We start from the raw sequence: 13,661 nt of genomic DNA, 5'->3' as shown, positions 1-13,661 counted from the left end.
TCAGATATCGATTAGAATGTTCGTAAAGCGATTAAAATAGTGTTATACTATTGTGGTATAGCACTGTTTTTTTCAAAGGAGAGACAGATGGGAAAGACAATTTTACTCGTTGACGACGAGGTAGAAATCACAGATATTCATCAACGTTATCTGGTTCAGGCAGGATATCAGATTTTGGTGGCTCATGATGGAGTAGAGGCCTTGGAAATCTTCAAGCGAAAACCGATTGATTTGATTATTACAGATATCATGATGCCTCGGCTGGATGGCTATGATTTGATTAGTGAAGTTCAGTATCAATCTCCAGATCAGCCTTTTCTCTTTATCACGGCTAAGACCAGTGAGCAGGACAAGATTTATGGCCTGAGCTTAGGGGCAGATGACTTTATTGCCAAGCCCTTTAGCCCACGTGAGCTGGTTTTGCGTGTCCACAATATCTTGCGTCGCCTTCATCGTGGAGGTGAGACAGAGGTTGTCAGTCTCGGGGATTTACGGATGAATCACGGTAGCCATGAGGTCCAAGTTGGAGATGTGGCGCTTGATTTGACAGTCAAATCCTTCGAACTTCTATGGCTTTTAGCTAGCAATCCAGAGCGGGTTTTCTCTAAGACAGATCTCTATGAAAAGGTCTGGCAAGAAGATTATGTGGATGATACCAATACCTTGAATGTTCATATTCATGCTCTTCGACAGGAGTTGGCTAAACATGCCAGTGCAGCAACGCCCACCATCAAAACCGTCTGGGGCTTGGGCTACAAAATTGAGAAAGCACGAGGTAGTCAATGAAATTAAAAAGTTATATTTTAGTGGGGTATATCATTTCAACACTTCTAACGATTATCGTGGTTTTTTGGGCCATCCAGCGCATGTTAATTGAGCAAAGAGAAATTTATTTCCTGATTGGCATGACTTTAATCGCAAGTTTTGTCGGTGCTGGGATTAGTCTCTTTCTCCTGTCGCCAGTCTTTACATCATTGGCCAAACTTAAGGAACATGCCAAGCGAGTAGCAGACAAGGACTTTCCTGCAAATCTGGAGGTTCAAGGACCTGTAGAATTTCAACAATTAGGCCAAGCTTTCAATGAAATGTCCCATGATTTGCAGGCCACATTTGATTCCTTGGAAGAAAGCGAACGAGAAAAGGGCTTGATGATTGCTCAACTTTCGCATGATATCAAGACCCCCATCACTTCGATCCAAGCGACGGTAGAAGGGATTTTGGATGGGGTTATCAAAGAAGGAGAACAGGACCATTATCTAGCAACCATTGGGCGTCAGACGGAAAGACTCAATAAACTAGTTGAGGAGTTGAATTTTTTGACTCTAAACACAGCTAGAAATCAGGTTGAAACGACCAGCAAAGACAGTATTTTTCTGGACCAGCTCTTGATTGAGTGCATGAGTGAATTTCAGTTCTTGATTGAGCAGGAGGAGCGAGATGTCCATTTGCAGGTAATCCCTGAGTCTGCCCGGATTGAGGGAGATTATGCCAAGCTTTCTCGAATCTTGGTGAATCTGATCAATAACGCTTTTAAATACTCTGCTCCAGGAACCAAGTTGGAAGTGGTGGCTAAGCTGGAGAAGAACCAGCTTTCAATCAGTGTGACCGATGAGGGGCAGGGCATTGCTCCAGAGGATTTGGAGAATATTTTCAAACGCCTTTATCGTGTAGAAACTTCGCGTAACATGAAAACAGGTGGTCATGGCTTAGGACTTGCGATTGCGCGTGAATTGGCCCATCAATTGGGTGGAGAAATCACAGTCAGCAGCCAGTACGGTCTAGGAAGCACCTTTACCCTCGTTCTAAACCTTTCTGGCAATGAAAATAAAGCTTAAAACCCCTTTACAAATCCAGCCATTCATGGTAGAATGGATTTTGTGCGAAATATCAGCAGGAAAGCATGAAGCTCGTCAACAGGTGTCTTATGATAAGTAACCTTGGCTGTTTAGGCGAAGGGCATCTGCACGAATCAGGGCTTTCTAAGTGACTATTTCCACCGAAATATTATTTATATCAGGAGGACATTCACATGTCACGTTATACAGGACCATCTTGGAAACAAGCTCGTCGCCTTGGCCTTTCACTTACAGGTACAGGTAAAGAATTGGCACGTCGTAACTACGTACCAGGACAACACGGACCAAACAACCGTTCTAAATTGTCAGAATACGGTTTGCAATTGGCTGAAAAACAAAAACTTCGTTTCACTTACGGTGTAGGTGAAAAACAATTCCGTAACTTGTTCGTACAAGCTACAAAAATCAAAGGCGGAATCCTAGGTTTCAACTTCATGCTTCTTTTGGAACGTCGTTTGGATAACGTTGTTTACCGTCTTGGTCTTGCGACTACTCGTCGTCAAGCTCGTCAATTCGTAAACCACGGTCACATCCTTGTTGACGGAAAACGCGTTGATATCCCATCATACCGCGTAACTCCAGGTCAAGTGATCTCAGTTCGTGAAAAATCATTGAAAGTTCCAGCAATCCTTGAAGCAGTAGAAGCTACTCTTGGACGTCCAGCATTCGTATCATTCGACGCTGAAAAATTGGAAGGTTCATTGACTCGCTTGCCAGAACGCGACGAAATCAACCCAGAAATCAATGAAGCACTTGTCGTTGAATTCTACAACAAAATGCTTTAATTTTAAGAGATATCTTACAGAAAGCCTACAACAGTGGGCTTTTTGCTTTGTCTTAAAAGGTTGATTTATGGGTTTGTTTAGAGATTTGTTAGTAAGATTATTTGCGTATCTAAGTCTATCTATTCCAAGAATGACGCGATGTTGATGATATAAATCTGGTGTGATATAATATTTTGGCCCCCTCAATTTAATGAAGGGAGGTGTTGCCGATGTTAGAAATTATCATCACAATTTTTCTAGCACCCTTAGTAGTCAATATTTTGACAACCTTGTTTGAGAAATGGCTTAACTCACGCAAGAAATAACCTTTAAGGGGCAATAAGCCAAAAAAACCTCAACGCGGGAACGTTGGGGCTTTTTGTTGCCTTGTTAGACAATTATCATCACTATAATCCAATTCTAACACAACCCCTCCGATATTTCAAGCTTTTGTTTTGATATTCCTCAGAGTATGTTTGTGGTTTGAGTCATTAGCCCACGCGCTACCAAGTTCCATTCTACAGCAAAGAAATCAACTCTTTTCTAGGGAATTTCCGCCCTCATTTTTGTCTTTTGTGCTAAAATAGACTTATAAATTGAAAATAAGGAATGTTTATGAAATCGGGTAATGGTTTTTGGAAAGGTTGTCTCTATTTTTGGGGCTTCTTGTTCTTACTGGGCCTTTTGGTTCAATATGCTCTTCCACTTGCGGCTTGTGTCCTGCTAGGATATGGTGGTTATCGTCTCTATAAACGTTGGCGCTATCCTCTTTTGCAGGATCGTTCGCTCGATGATCGGATTGAGCTTTTAAAAGCCAGGATTCGCCAGGCTGATAAAGATATTCAGCAATTAGAGGGAACTTTAGTAGAAAAAGGCTCAGATTCCTATAAGAGTTTGGCTAATCAAGTCTTGATCGAACTGCGGGAAATTCATCAGGAGGCGGATCGTCTCAAGTCCTATATCGATGCTGATATCTACAACCGTATTGACAAAAAGGTTCGTACAGTGAGGGCAACTATCGATGTTCAGCTAGAACGTTTGGATAGGGAAAGTCAGGTAGATCTTGAGAATGCGGAGCCAGAGGAATTAGCTCCAGAATTGTCCCAGACATTAGCCAATATTGCCATTGATCATCAGGCCATTTTAGACAAGATTGCTACCTCTGCTGAGGGTGATAAGGAAGAATTGACGGCCATTCATAGTTTGAAGATGGAGAAATTCCAAACGATTTTAGAAGGCTATTTAAAGATTAAGGCCAATCCGAAGAACTATAATCGGGCAGAAGAACGCTTAGAGCAAGCTAAAGCAGCTATCGAACAATTTGACCTTGAGCTGGACCAAGTTCTGAGAGAACTCAATGAAACAGATATGCGTGATTTTGATATCAGTTTGCGTATCCTAGAAAAAGATCGTAAAGAATAGGTTAGAAACAAAGGAGTAACCATGACAGAATTTAATTTTGATATTGACCAGATTGCCAATAATACGGTAGCTAAGGTGGATAAAACAACCCAAATCATCGAGACAAATACTGGATCAGACAAGACCTTGACCTTCTTAGAAAAGTTGAGTCCTGAGCAGCAAGAAGGAATCAAGGCGCACGTGCCCCAGTTAGTAGACCAATTTGTCACCAATCAAAATGCTCTTTTGGATTTTGGACAATCTGCTGTAGAAGGCGTAAACAATACGGTCAATCGTATCTTGTCAGAACAAAAGAAATTGCAGATTCCCCAAGTGGATGATCTTCTCAAGAATACCAACCGTGAGTTGCAAGGCTTTGTAGTCAAATACAAGAACGCTGAAATTGCTGAGTTAGAAGAAAAGCCAAACTTTTTGCAACGCTTGTTTAACAAGAGCAAGAATACGCTACAAGAATTTTACTTTGACTCAAAAACAGTGGAGCAAAAGCTCGATGGTATGGCTGCCGCAGTGGTCAAGCAAGAAGATGTGCTAGCTCGAAATATCGTCTCTGCTGAGATGTTGATTGAGGACAATACCAAATCCATTGAAAATCTGGTGGGAGTGATTTCCTTTATCGAAGCCAGCCAGACAGAAGCTGGCAAACGCGCTGCCGAACTGAAAGCTCAAGCTGACCAACTCGATACAAGTTCGGTAGAATACCAAACCAAGTCACAAGAATTGGCCCGCATGGCTGAAGTGGTCAATACCCTCGAACAACAGCACACCGAGTATGTCAGCCGTCTCTATGTGGCCTGGGCAACAACACCTCAGATGCGCAATCTGGTGAAGGTGTCATCTGATATGCGCCAAAAATTGGGCATGCTTCGTCGCAATACGATTCCAACAATGAAGCTTTCTATTGCCCAACTTGGTATTTTGCAACAATCCATGAAATCAGGTGTCGTGGCAGATGCCATTGTCAATGCCAATAATGCTGCCCTTCAGATGCTAGCTGAGACCAGCAAGGAAGTGATTCCGCAGATGGAAAGAATTGCCCAAAGCCCGACAGTTGCTGTCGAATCGGTTACTAAACTGGCTGAAAGTCTGGTTGCACAAAACCAAGGCATCGTCGCTGCTATTGAATTAGGCCGTCAAAAACGTGCTCAACTAGAAACAACCATCGTCAAGTCCGCAGAAATGATCAACGATTCTGTCAAACTACGCGATGAGAAAATCGTCCAAGCCCTTCTAGACCAAGGCAAGGCCGCTCAGAAAGAAGTACAAGAATAACACACAAGTCCCCTGCACTGTCGATTTGCAGGGGATTTTGCTTGTTTTAGTAGAAGTTTGAAGGTCAGGGAATTATTATTAGATTCAGAGAGAATGCCCTAGAAAACCTTTTCACTACTAGTCTTTTATGATACAATAGAAGGAAGTAAAGGCGTTGTTTTTCGATCTTATCAACGCCTTGGATGAATGAAAAGGAAGAGTCCCTATGGTTTTCAGATTTAAGCAAATAACTAGCTTGCATATATATATATAAACTCGCGTTTTCATACCCATTTTCAAAACCTACCAATGTTTTTGGTAGGCTTTTTGCGTTGTAGAAAAGGGGTATGAACATGGCTTACACATTATCAAAAGAATTAGAACAAGAGCTCATCGTTTCAGCACCTGAGTTACAGCCTAGTTATGCTGCCATCGTAGAATACCTAGAAGCTATCAACCAGAAAGAAGCATCTGGAAGCAATTCTCAGGAACTCCAGAACCAGCTTGCTATTCAGATGAGACGTTTAGAAGATTTGGTACAGGGCTATATCCAAATAAAGAAGAACCCACATCATTACCTAGATGCAGATAAAGAATTGACAGCAGCCTATCAAGCCATAAAAGGTACGGAGCAAGATCTTCTCAAAAAACTACAACATCTCAACCAAGCAGCCTTGCAGGATTTTCATATCAGCCAGAGACTCTCTCCCAAAGATGAGACTGCTATCCCTGTAGCAGGTAAACCCAAAACCAAACAGGAATTGGCTATCGAGCGGGATTTAATCAACCAGCTGACAAAGGGAGAAAGTCAATGGGTGTATCGACCTGAGTTAAATACAGAAGACCTCCTATGGGGAAACTTTTTTGCCAAGCTGGAAGTCAATAATGTCCGCATTTTGCAAGACCATCCTCTTACAAATTCAGAGAAAAATCAAATCAAAAACCAGCTCAATTTCGTTAACTTCTATGAAGCAGCCAAGTGGATAGCAGGGGAAAATGGCATTGCCAAGGTGCAGGTTCAACGTGAAGATGCCAGTCTAGGCACCATTCGCTTGGAAGTCTTGTGGAGAAATAATGTCGCTGGTGGCAAATCTAGCTATGAGGTTGTCAACCAAGTCATCACAGGCGGAGAAGGGATTCGCCAGCGCCGTGGGGATGTGACTTTGCTAATCAATGGTCTGCCTATGATTCAGATTGAACTGAAAAGCCGTTCTCATCCTTACATGGATGCCTTCCGTCAGATTAAAAAATACGACCAAGAAGGACAATTCAGAGGCATTTTTTCAAGTCTTCAGATGTTTGTCGTTTCCAATGTCACAGACACTCGCTACATCGCAGCCGCCAAAGCCAACAAGCTAAATGAACGCTTCTTGACCAAGTGGGTGGATAGTGAAAATAGACCTCAACCTCAATTATTTGACTTTGCAGAGTCTGTCTTGTCGATACCGAGAGCCCACGAGATGGTCATGCAGTATTCTGTCATTGATGATGACAAGAAGGCCTTGATTTTATTGCGCCCCTATCAGGTACATGCCATTGAGGCTATCCGTGAAGCCAGTCGCCAGCGCCAGTCGGGCTATATCTGGCATACGACTGGGTCAGGAAAGACCCTGACCTCTTATAAGGTTTCTCGCAATCTGCTCCAGATTCCATCCATCGAAAAGACAATCTTTGTGATTGATAGGACAGACCTAGACCAGCAAACGACCAGTTCTTTTCAGTCTTACGCAGAGAACGATATGATTGATATTGACGAGACCGATGATACGCAGGAATTGGTTAAAAATCTGGCTTCTGAAGACCGCCGTGTCGTTGTCACGACCATTCAGAAAATCAATGCCATGATTCGGCAGTTTGATGAAGGGCGTCACCAAAAGGTCTACAATCGTATCAAGCAACTCAAACTAGCCTTTGTCGTTGATGAATGCCATCGTGCAGTGACTCCTGAACGCCAGCGCCACCTAGAGCATTTCTTTACCAATTCTCTCTGGTATGGTTTTACAGGGACTCCTATCTTTACAGAAAATAAGCGTGAACAAAAAGGAGACCTTGCTCAGACGACCGAAGAGCAGTACGGTGACTGTCTCCACCAATATACCGTCAAAGAAGCCATTCATGACAAGGCAGTTCTTGGCTTTAATGTGGAGTACCAGACAACCATGCCTGGTTGGGCAGAAGATGAGATTGACGAGGAGCGCTATGATGACGAAGGCCACATGCTTGCAGTTTTAGATGCCATTCTCAATCGCTCAAGACGCAAACTCGGCTTCCAAAATGGGGTAGGAAAAACCTATGAAGCCATTTTGACCGTCAAAAGCATTGCCCGTGCACAGGCCTATTATAACCTGATTAAGCAAGTCAAAAATGGAGAGAAGTCTCTAAGCATTTCGGAAAATGTTAAAAAGGTCTTGCCAGATTTCCCTAAGGTTGCCATTACCTACTCTGTGACAGAGAATGAAGCAGACTCCTATGTCAACCAAGCCTACATGGAGGAAAGTCTAGAAGACTACAATGCCATGTTTGGTACTCACTTTAGCCTAGCAACCATTGCTTCCTACAATAGTGACCTCAACGACCGTCTGGCCCGTAAGAAAGAACGCTTTGCCTTCCGTGAAGAGCAGTTGGACTTGGTTATCGTGGTGGACCGCTTGTTGACAGGCTTTGATGCCCCTTGCCTATCGACCCTGTTCATGGATCGTCAGCCCATGAAACCCCAGCATATCATTCAGGCCTTTTCACGAACCAATCGCCTCTTTGATGAGGGCAAGAAATTCGGCCAAATCGTTACCTTCCAAACGCCTGACCGCTTTAAAGAAAAAGTGGATGAAGCTCTGAGCCTTTACTCAAATGGTGGCGAAACCAGTGTCTTAGCCCCAGAATGGCAGGAGGAGAAGGCCAAGTTTATGGAGAAGGTTCATCAACTACTAGCTATCGCCCCAAGTCCAGAGCAGGTGCCGGATTTGGATACGGCTACAGATGCAGAATTAAAACGATTTGCCAAGGCCTTCCAAGAATTTGACAAGCTCCTATCCTCTATACAAGTCTATTCGGACTATGATGAGAAAGTCATTCTCAGAGAGATTGGCCTCAGCCTAGAAGACATCGAGAACTTTGCCGGCCAATATCAAAATGTCATCGAAGAACTCCGCAGACGTAGAAAAGAAGATCAAGAAGATGAAGGTGTGTTGCTGGATATCGAGTATGAGCTCGAATCCATCCGCACCGACGAGATAAACTATCACTATATCCTCTCTCTCATCCAAGCCCTGATTGAAAATCGGGAAAACCTCATTGGTAAAAAGGAAAAGAGTCTGGTAGATAACTATATCTAAGATTTGAACAAATCCAATCCCAAGTTATCCAACCTCATCTCCAAACTCTGGCAGGATGTTCAAGCTGATGCCAAGAGTTATCAGGGACAGTCTGTAACCCATAAGTTGGATGAGATGATTGAGCTAACTACCCAGCAAAAGATTCGTGAAACGGCAGATTATTGGCAGATAGGAGAGGATGAACTCCAGTTCGTAGTGGACAACTACCGCATCGGACGAGATAAGCAAAATGGTGAAAAAGCCATCACAGACTCTCAGAACTATCTGGCCTATAAGGAAGCTCACGGAGACAAGGCACTACCAAAACTCAAATACAAAAAAGCCCTCAAAGAGGACTATATGCGCGTGATTTCAGAGGATATCTTACCGCTAAGGGGGAGATAGGCTTAAAAATGGTCAGCAAGATAATGTTGGGAAGGTTTTCGACTAATGAGGGTCAAAATCCCCCTTTCTTCAAGATGCAAGAAAGCATCCTTGACCTTTTTCTTAGAGTAATGATGATTAGCTAGTTGGATGATGCTTCTATCTTCTATACCATCTCTCTTATCATCGACAAAGAGCTTGGACTGAGCGAGTAGAAACAAGATGTATTTCTCGACTTCCTCCAGCCCTACTGTTTGCTCTATCTTAACTTTATAGCGATGAAGTTGTTCCTGCTTTTCGAGGAGGGTTTGGATAATATTTTCCTGTCCTTCCTTGATAAAAGTCAACAAGGTTTCAACGAAGAAGGTAGCATCGGCACGGTTGAGATGGTCGCCAGTATTCCTAAAAGCCTTATAATAGTCTTGCTTATGGTGATTGATTTGTTGGGATAAAACCAATCCCGAAAATTTATCGAGCTTTCTAGACAAGTACTTGGTAAGGATATAGCGGCCTGTCCGACCGTTACCGTCATAGAATGGATGAATATTTTCAAAAAAATAGTGTCCAGCGCAAGCCTTGATAAGGTTTGGGATAGAATGGTCGTTTATAAAACGAATCCACTCTGTCAGCATAACCTGAATCTGTTCCTCCTTTTGAGGTGGGATATAGATGACTTTGCCAGTCTTGTCGTCTTGGATAAAGGCTGATTTCTGTCTAAAAAACTCTCCATCGAGTTCATCCTCTGGCGAGATTTCTCCTTGTGTTAATTGGTCATAAATCCTTCTGATATCTTCAAGAGATTGGATTTGGAGAAATTCATCTTTAAGGATTTGTTGGTACATTCGCAAGGTGGAAAGATGTTTGATTTGTTCGGTCTTATAGGGGTCTTCCTCTAGGAGTTTCTCCACATCGACCAACTCTTTACGAGTTGTATGGATACCTTCGATTTCATTTGTGGAAATAATCGATTGGTAGAGTTGTTCTTTATAGAACTGATCGTGGGCAATCTTGGGAAGGGTATCAGCTATTTCGCTAATTCGTTGAGATTGCTGTGAGATAGTTTCCATCAGTTGGGAAAGCCCAAGATGCAGGGTAACAAATAGAGGGTATTGACTTGTTTTGACAGTATCGCGTTGCATTAAATGAGGATAAAGAGATGTCCTAATAGAGCTGTATCCCTGTAAGCGTAATTGATACTCTTCCTCATATTGGTCACGATGACTGTAGTAGATTTTTTTAAGTTCTCTATAGTTCATATGTAGTCATCCTCGCATTTCAACGTTTTTTAACATTATATCACAAAATCAGCCTATCTATTGTTTCGAAATAGGAAAAATTGAAGAATAGGATAGCATGGTTGCCCATCTAAAGTGCAAAAATGGCCAAAATTGAACAATAGAAATGACAGATGGTAATTCTAAAGTTTAAAAATAGGTAAAATTGAAGAATAGAAATCAAAAAAGAAAATCTAAAGTGTAGAAATAAGAAAATGGAGTAATAGAAAGGGAGTAATATGACAAAGAAACCAAGTTATCGCTTTGTAGGTTATACTGAACCTTGGGAGCAGAGAAAGTTGGGGGACGTTTCAACAATAACAATGGGACAATCTCCGAATAGTGAGAATTATACAGATAATCCTAATGACTATATCCTTGTCCAAGGTAATGCAGATATGAAGAATGGCAGAGTGTTTCCGAGAGTTTGGACAACTCAGATTACTAAGCAGGCTAGACAAGGTGATCTAATTTTAAGTGTGCGTGCACCTGTAGGAGATATTGGGAAGACCGATTACGATGTTGTTTTAGGGAGAGGTGTTGCTTCAATAGATGGGAATGAATTTCTGTATCAAGCACTTTCTCAAATGAAACAAAATGGATATTGGAGTAAATTAAGTACAGGCTCAACATTTGAAAGTATCAATTCAAATGATATAAAATCTGCAATAATTTCCCTCCCCTCCCTCCCCGAGCAAACTGCCATCGGTTCTTTCTTCCAAGATATTGACCAGCTTATTAGCCTTCAACAGCGTAAGTTAGAGGTGCTCAAAGAGCAGAAGAAAACCTACCTCAAACTCCTCTTCCCAGCCAAAGGACAAACCAAACCAGCTCTTCGCTTCGCAGGATTTGAAGATGAATGGAAGGAAGTGAAGTTGGGGGAAGTGTTCAAAATTTCATCTGGTTTTACAGGCGATTCCTCATTGCATTCTGGAAGTTACAAATTAACAAGAATAGAAACCATTTCAGATGATCTTATCAATGTGAAAAAGTTAGGATATTCAAATGTGGCTCCTGATGATTCATACAAGTTGGGAATAGGAGAGATTTTATTTAGCAATATTAATTCTATAGAACATATTGGGAAAGTTGCATTATATGACAAAGACTATGGCCTTTATCATGGGATCAATTTATTACGATTGCAACCTATTGATGTAAATGGAATATTTAGTTTTTATGAATTAGGTACTATAGAAAAGAGGAACTGGGCACGATCTCATGCAAATAAAGCAGTTAATCAAGCTAGTATAAATCAAACAATATTATCTTCTTTGAATTTACAAATTCCTTCTCTCCCTGAACAAGAAGCTATCGGTTCCTTCTTCCAAGACCTAGACAAGGCCATTGCCAAACAAGAGGAAAAAGTCAACCAACTCAAAGAAAGCAAACAAACCCTACTCAGAAAAATGTTTATCTAAGATACAAAGACCGTCAAAAGCCCAGTAAAAATAGGAAACTGGCGCAGTCTTCGATGAAGACCAGACAGTTTATCTTTTTTACCCAGCTTTTAGGTCGTGTTCGATTATCTAAGATACAAAGACCGTAAAAAGCTACACTAAACGAATGAAAGTAGAAATTGATAGGAGCCCCTATGTCACAAACAGATTTATCAAGAGAACTCTACCAATCCCTCTGGAATGCGGCAGATATCCTGCGTGGCCAGATGGAAGCCAATGAATACAAGTCCTATCTCTTGGGCTTGATTTTCTACAAGTACCTATCCGACAACATCCTCCAAGACGTCTGCGATAAGTTGGACGAGACCTTTGAGTCCTTCCAGCAAGCGCAACTCCTCTACGAGGAAAACTTTGCGGATGCAGATGTCCGTGAAGACCTCATCGAGGTCTTAAATGACGAGCTAGGCTATGTTATTGAGCCTTCTCTGACCTTTACTAAGCTGGTTCAGTCTATCCACGAAGGAACCTTCCAGCTAGAGTCCCTAGCCCAAAGTTTCCGTGATATCGAGCAGGCCAATGAAAAATTTGAAAATCTTTTCGAAGATATCGACCTCTATGCGAAAAAGCTAGGCAACACGCCACAAAAGCAAAACAAGACCATCTCTGAGGTCATGAAACAGCTCAACGACCTCAATGTATCTGGTCATGCTGGTGATATCTTGGGTGATGCCTATGAATACTTGATTGGCCAGTTTGCCAGTGATTCTGGGAAAAAGGCTGGTGAGTTCTATACACCTCAAGCAGTCTCTCACCTCATGACTCAGATTGTCTTTGCAGGGCGTGAGCATCAAAAGGGGATGTCAGTTTACGACCCGACCATGGGTTCTGGTTCTCTCTTGCTCAATGCCAAGCGCTATAGTAAGGAAGCTTCGACGATTTCTTACTACGGTCAAGAGTTGATTACTTCGACCTTCAACCTTGCTCGCATGAATATGATGCTTCATGGGGTTGCGATTGAGAACTATCACCTCAGCAACCACGATACCCTAGACGAAGATTGGCCGACGACCGAGCCGACAGACTTTGATGGGGTTTTGATGAACCCACCCTATTCACTGAAGTGGTCAGCAGATAGTGGCTTCCTACAGGATCCTCGCTTTTCAAGTTATGGAGTTCTGGCACCTAAGTCCAAAGCAGATTTTGCCTTCCTCCTTCACGGTTTTTACCATCTCAAGCATAATGGGGTTATGGCTATTGTCCTTCCTCACGGAGTTCTCTTTCGAGGAGCAGCCGAGCAGAAGATTCGCCAGCACCTGCTAGAAGAAGGCGCTATTGATACAGTTATCGGCTTGCCAGCAAACATCTTCTACAATACCTCTATCCCGACAACCATTATTATCCTTAAAAAGAATCGCACCAATAAGGACGTCTTCTTTATCGATGCCTCAAAAGAGTTTGAGAAAGGGAAAAATCAAAACAATATGACCGAAGACCATATTGCCAAGATTTTGGAGACCTATCAAAAACGCGAGAATGTCGAGAAATTTGCCCATCTAGCCAGCTTTGAAGAGATTGTCGAAAATGACTACAACCTCAACATTCCACGCTATGTTGATACTTTTGAAGAAGAACCTGTTATTCCCCTAACCGACCTCGCAGACCAGCTCGCAGAGATTGATAAAGAGATTGGACAAGTAGAAGCCAGACTCGCACAAATGCGCAGCCAACTAGTAGGCACGACACCAGAAGCCCAAGCAGAATTAACCGCCTATCTCGAAAAATTGAATGAGATTTAGAGAGTGTAGGGTAAGAATGAAAACATCTCGTATAGATTGTACGAGGTGTTTTTGGATTTTGCTGTATTACACATCATGTATAATACAGGTGAAAAATGATGCTATGGGTTAAGTAGAGTGCAGTAGAGTGCAGTAACGTGCTAAAATTACCTGATTCAAATCAGTTTTCAAAAAAGATTGTAGGACGAGTAGAGTTTGAGATGGTT

8 protein-coding genes and 1 pseudogene are annotated in these 13,661 nt (G+C 42.2%); 8 read left to right on the top strand and 1 reads right to left on the bottom strand.

Annotated elements, in window-relative coordinates:
- Positions 1-87: 87 nt before the first annotated feature.
- The 6 genes and pseudogenes from D8848_RS08540 (at position 88) to D8848_RS08515 (ending at position 9,006) form a co-directional block, all read left to right on the top strand.
- Positions 88-786 (top strand): response regulator transcription factor, encoded by a 699-nt coding sequence (locus D8848_RS08540; protein ID WP_125443477.1) that lies wholly within the window; start codon positions 88-90, stop codon positions 784-786.
- The gene (locus D8848_RS08535; RefSeq protein WP_125443476.1) at positions 783-1,835 is read left to right on the top strand and encodes a sensor histidine kinase; all 1,053 of its coding nucleotides are present in this window, start codon (positions 783-785) and stop codon (positions 1,833-1,835) included. The genes D8848_RS08540 and D8848_RS08535 overlap by 4 nt, the downstream gene beginning before the upstream one ends.
- Positions 1,836-2,029: 194 nt before the next feature.
- Positions 2,030-2,641 carry a 30S ribosomal protein S4 gene (rpsD, locus tag D8848_RS08530; protein ID WP_000092756.1) on the top strand — a complete coding sequence of 204 codons (612 nt, stop codon included), beginning with the start codon at positions 2,030-2,032 and terminating at the stop codon, positions 2,639-2,641.
- 594 nt (positions 2,642-3,235) lie between these two features.
- On the top strand, positions 3,236-4,042 hold the full coding sequence (locus D8848_RS08525) for a coiled-coil domain-containing protein (RefSeq protein WP_125443475.1): 807 nt from the start codon (positions 3,236-3,238) through the stop codon (positions 4,040-4,042).
- Positions 4,043-4,063: 21 nt separating this feature from the next.
- Positions 4,064-5,311 (top strand): toxic anion resistance protein, encoded by a 1,248-nt coding sequence (locus D8848_RS08520; RefSeq protein ID WP_125443474.1) that lies wholly within the window; start codon positions 4,064-4,066, stop codon positions 5,309-5,311.
- A gap of 326 nt (positions 5,312-5,637) precedes the next feature.
- Positions 5,638-9,006 (top strand): annotated as a pseudogene (locus D8848_RS08515) (type I restriction endonuclease subunit R).
- Positions 9,007-9,008: 2 nt separating this feature from the next.
- Here the strand turns inward: D8848_RS08515 and D8848_RS08510 are convergent.
- Positions 9,009-10,241, bottom strand: a complete 1,233-nt coding sequence (locus tag D8848_RS08510) for a Fic family protein (protein WP_125443473.1) — start codon at positions 10,239-10,241, stop codon at positions 9,009-9,011.
- A gap of 257 nt (positions 10,242-10,498) precedes the next feature.
- On the opposite strand from D8848_RS08510, the gene D8848_RS08505 reads away from it, so the two are divergent.
- Together D8848_RS08505 and D8848_RS08500 are read left to right on the top strand one after the other, a co-directional pair.
- On the top strand, positions 10,499-11,680 hold the full coding sequence (locus tag D8848_RS08505; protein WP_125443472.1) for a restriction endonuclease subunit S: 1,182 nt from the start codon (positions 10,499-10,501) through the stop codon (positions 11,678-11,680).
- A gap of 173 nt (positions 11,681-11,853) precedes the next feature.
- Entirely contained in the window at positions 11,854-13,455 is a 1,602-nt protein-coding gene (locus tag D8848_RS08500; protein WP_125443471.1) for a type I restriction-modification system subunit M, read from the top strand.
- The last annotated feature ends 206 nt before the right edge of the window (positions 13,456-13,661 follow it).

This window comes from Streptococcus mitis, assembly GCF_003942775.1.
Taxonomy (GTDB): domain Bacteria; phylum Bacillota; class Bacilli; order Lactobacillales; family Streptococcaceae; genus Streptococcus; species Streptococcus mitis_CN.
The sequence above is the reverse complement of the archived record's forward strand: the minus strand, read 5'-3'. Positions and strand labels throughout refer to the sequence as shown.

Bases quoted from the DNA above. Each gene is read 5' to 3' on its own strand.
- D8848_RS08500 (WP_125443471.1), top strand. From the start codon at position 11,854: ATGTCACAAACAGATTTATCAAGAGAACTCTACCAATCCCTCTGGAAT.
- D8848_RS08510 (WP_125443473.1), bottom strand. From the start codon at position 10,241: ATGAACTATAGAGAACTTAAAAAAATCTACTACAGTCATCGTGACCAA.
- rpsD (WP_000092756.1), top strand. From the start codon at position 2,030: ATGTCACGTTATACAGGACCATCTTGGAAACAAGCTCGTCGCCTTGGC.
- D8848_RS08535 (WP_125443476.1), top strand. From the start codon at position 783: ATGAAATTAAAAAGTTATATTTTAGTGGGGTATATCATTTCAACACTT.
- D8848_RS08525 (WP_125443475.1), top strand. From the start codon at position 3,236: ATGAAATCGGGTAATGGTTTTTGGAAAGGTTGTCTCTATTTTTGGGGC.
- D8848_RS08505 (WP_125443472.1), top strand. From the start codon at position 10,499: ATGACAAAGAAACCAAGTTATCGCTTTGTAGGTTATACTGAACCTTGG.
- D8848_RS08520 (WP_125443474.1), top strand. From the start codon at position 4,064: ATGACAGAATTTAATTTTGATATTGACCAGATTGCCAATAATACGGTA.
- D8848_RS08540 (WP_125443477.1), top strand. From the start codon at position 88: ATGGGAAAGACAATTTTACTCGTTGACGACGAGGTAGAAATCACAGAT.